Source organism: Cupriavidus phytohabitans (assembly GCF_000426345.1).
In the GTDB taxonomy this organism is placed as follows: Bacteria; Pseudomonadota; Gammaproteobacteria; order Burkholderiales; family Burkholderiaceae; genus Cupriavidus.
The window spans coordinates 1-3,450 of the sequence record NZ_AUFE01000176.1 but is presented as its reverse complement, the minus strand read 5'-3'; the positions used below and the strand labels follow the sequence as shown (position 1 = coordinate 3,450).

Sequence of the window (3,450 nt, the reverse complement as noted above, 5' to 3'; positions counted from 1 at the left end):
TGCATCATCAATATCGCCAGCGATATCGCGCAGCAGCGCATCGCCACGCCGGCGGACATCGACCTTGCCGTGAACCTCGGCCTCGGCTACCCGAAGGGTCCGCTGGCACTCGGCGACGCGGTCGGCCCGCAACTGGTGCTCGAGACGCTGCGCAACATGGAAGCGCTGACCGGCGACATGCGCTACCGCCCGAGCCCGTGGCTGTGGCGCCGCGCCGGCCTCGGCCTGTCGCTGCTGGCCGAAGAGCAATAAGCCCGTTCCCTGCCGTTTTCAGAGTCGCCCCCATGCCCGCACAACTGCTTTCCGAACGCGTCGATTCGACGCTGGTCCTGACCATCTCGAACCCCGAGGCGCGCAACGCGCTGCACCCGGACATCTATGCCGGCTCCAAGGCGGCGCTGGACGCGGCCGCCGCGGACGATTCGATCCGCGCCGTAATCTTTACCGGCGCCGACGGCATGTTCTGCGCGGGTGGCAATCTGAACCGGCTGCTGGGCAACCGCAGCCAGCCGCCCGAGGTGCAAGCCGCCAGCATCGAGGTGCTGAACGGCTTTATCCGCTCGCTGCACGCCTTTCCCAAGCCGATCATCGCGGCAGTCGAAGGCGCCGCCGCCGGCGCGGGCTTATCGCTCGTTCTGGCATGCGATTTCGTGGTCGCGGCCAGCGATGCCAAGTTCGTGATGGCCTACGTCTCGGTCGGGCTCACGCCCGATGGCGGCGGCTCGTACGAACTGGCGCGCGCGCTGCCGCGCCAGCTCGCCAGCGAGATGATGATGGAAGGCAAGCCGATCAGCGGCGAGCGGCTGGCCCAGTTTGGCCTCGTCAACCGCGTCACGCCGCCGGGCGAGGCGCTGGCCGAGTCGCTGCGGCTGGCGGCGGGTCTGGCCAGGCAATCGCCGCATGCGGTCGGCCGCATCAAGGGCCTGATCAACTACGCGGCCACGGCGTCGCTCGACGAACACCTGCTGGCCGAGCGCGACAACTTTGTCGCCGCGCTGCATCACCCGGATGGCGGCGAAGGCATCAGCGCTTTTCTTGAGAAGCGCAAGCCGCAGTACCGCTGACAGACCCGGACGGGCAGCTGCCCGTCTTCATGGCAAGCCCGCGGCAGACGGGCACGCCAGCACAACACAAGGAGACAACGCATGGAATTGCCGCCGTCCTCGCGTCGCCGCATCTACCTGATGCGGCATGGTGCCGTCTCGTATTTCGATGAAGCCGGGCGTCCCGCGCTGCCGGAGATGGTCCCGCTCAACGAAACCGGCCGCATGCAGGCCACCGCCGCCGGACGCGCCTTTGCCGCCGAGCAGATCCGCTTCGATCGCGTCATCGTCAGCGGCCTGCCGCGCACGGTCGAGACCGCCGAGCGCGTGCTGGCCGAACTGCCCGAGATGGAAGGCATGGTGCCTGAGGTCTGGCCAGAATTCCAGGAGATCCGGGGCGGCGACTTGTCCGCGATCGCCGACGCCGAGCTGCGCGACGCCTTCGTCGGCGCCTTCGAAGGCGAAGTCCCCGAAGACAAGCGCTTTCTCAACGGCGAGACCATCGGCGCCTTTCTCGACCGCGTGCTGCCCGCGCTGGATCGCCTGCGCGCCGACCCGGGATGGGACACCGTGTTGATGGTGCTGCACGGCGGCACCAACCGCGCCATCCTGTCACAGGCGATCACCTGCGGGCGGCGCGTGCTGTTCGGCTCGCTGCTGCAGACGGCGGGCTGCATCAATGTGCTCGACATGGGCGACGGCCCGCTCGACTGGGTGGTGCGCATGACCAACTACTCGCCGCCCACCCCCGTCCACAGCGGCTCGCGCCACACCACCATGGAAGTGCTGCTGCACCAGTATTTGCGCGGCCGCCAGCCGGCCGCCTGAGTCACCCGAGCCATCCAACCGAACCCGAACAGAAAACTAACGGAGACAGCATGACGAGCAACGTATCGCACTTCGAGGGCACACGCCCGGTGGCAGACCAGCAGCGCTTCGACACCGGCGCGCTGGAAGCCTGGATGCGCCAGCACGTGGCGGGCTTTGCCGGCCCGCTGACCGTCGAGCAGTTCAAGGGCGGGCAGTCCAACCCGACCTTCAAGCTGGTCACGCCGGGCCAGACCTATGTGATGCGCGCCAAGCCCGGCCCCAAGAGCAAGCTGCTGCCGTCGGCGCACGCCATCGAGCGCGAATACCGCGTAATGGCCGCCCTCGCCGGCACCGACGTGCCGGTCGCGCGCATGTATGCGCTGTGCGAGGACGAATCGGTGATTGGCCGTGCCTTCTACATCATGGAGTTCGTCGCCGGCCGGGTGCTGTGGGACCAGTCGCTGCCCGGCATGGGCAATGCCGAGCGCAGTGCCATCTATGACGAGATGAACCGCGTCATCGCTGCGCTGCATACCGTCGACTACAACGCCATCGGGCTGGGGGACTATGGCAAGCCCGGCAACTACTTCCAGCGCCAGATCGAGCGTTGGACCAAGCAATACAAGCTGTCGGAAACCGAGTCGATCCCGGCCATGGATGCGCTGATGGACTGGCTGCCGCAGCATATTCCGCAGGAAGACGCGGATCTGACGTCGATCGTGCATGGCGATTACCGGCTCGACAACCTGATGTTCCATCCGACCGAGCCGCGTGTGCTGGCGGTGCTGGACTGGGAGCTATCCACACTGGGGCATCCGATGGCGGACTTCAGCTACCACTGCATGAGCTGGCATATCGCACCGGGGCAGTTCCGCGGGATTGCGGGGCTGGACTTTGCGGGGCTGGGGATTCCTGACGAGGCAACGTATCGCCGCATGTACGAGCAGCGTACCGGGCGCGCGATCACTGGCGACTGGAATTTCTATCTTGCCTTCAGCATGTTCCGTATTGCCGGGATCTTGCAGGGGATCATGAAGCGCGTGGTCGATGGGACGGCTTCGTCGGCGCAGGCTGCTGATGCGGGCAAGCGGGCGCGGCCGATGGCGGAGATGGGGTGGGAGTATGCGAAGAAGGCTAAGGGGTGAGTGACTTTTGGAGCTGGGTCGCCGTTGGTGACATGCTGTCGGCGGCTTGAAGCGTTGTGGTCGCTCGCTATTGGTGACATGCTGCGGGCGGCCACTGTTATCGCAGTGTGCGGGGGCTTTCGTACGGGACTTTGCTTCGTTGCAGGGGAGGGCTGCCTGACGCCGTGGTGCGCCACGGTGGCTCGGGATTGATGCGATGTTTGAACGAACCCAGAGCTGTGGATGATCCCTGCTGCGTGGGTCAACGCAGGAACGCCTGCGGCTGCGCTGCGCGCCGGCCCTAAGGGCAGCGCAGCCGCCCGCGTCCTCGTCCGGGTTTCGGGCCCCGGGGTCGCCGTGCGAGCGCAGCGACGCACTCGGACCTATCCGGAATTTTGTGTACGAGGCATATCATGGAGGTAATGACCATGGATATGCCAATGAAGAAGAAACGTACAGTGGCGTCTCAGGCA

At 66.2% G+C, this 3,450-nt stretch carries 4 protein-coding genes; all 4 read left to right on the top strand.

The window, feature by feature from the left end:
- The coding region (locus tag K309_RS38805; protein ID WP_035878887.1) for a 3-hydroxyacyl-CoA dehydrogenase family protein at window positions 1-252 on the top strand (252 nt) is incomplete at its 5' end.
- A 32-nt stretch (window positions 253-284) separates the two neighbouring features.
- Window positions 285-1,064, top strand: a complete 780-nt coding sequence (locus tag K309_RS0134250; protein WP_029050395.1) for an oxepin-CoA hydrolase, alternative type — start codon at window positions 285-287, stop codon at window positions 1,062-1,064.
- 81 nt (window positions 1,065-1,145) lie between these two features.
- Window positions 1,146-1,871, top strand: a complete 726-nt coding sequence (locus K309_RS0134245) for a histidine phosphatase family protein (RefSeq protein WP_029050394.1) — start codon at window positions 1,146-1,148, stop codon at window positions 1,869-1,871.
- Window positions 1,872-1,921: 50 nt separating this feature from the next.
- Window positions 1,922-2,998: a phosphotransferase gene (locus K309_RS0134240; RefSeq protein WP_029050393.1), complete on the top strand. Its 1,077-nt coding sequence runs from the start codon at window positions 1,922-1,924 to the stop codon at window positions 2,996-2,998.
- Window positions 2,999-3,450: the final 452 nt, after the last annotated feature.

What these genes read in the sequence shown, in the direction of transcription:
- K309_RS0134245 (WP_029050394.1), top strand. Translation starts at nt 1,146, where the DNA reads ATGGAATTGCCGCCGTCCTCGCGTCGCCGCATCTACCTGATGCGGCAT.
- K309_RS0134240 (WP_029050393.1), top strand. Translation starts at nt 1,922, where the DNA reads ATGACGAGCAACGTATCGCACTTCGAGGGCACACGCCCGGTGGCAGAC.
- K309_RS0134250 (WP_029050395.1), top strand. Translation starts at nt 285, where the DNA reads ATGCCCGCACAACTGCTTTCCGAACGCGTCGATTCGACGCTGGTCCTG.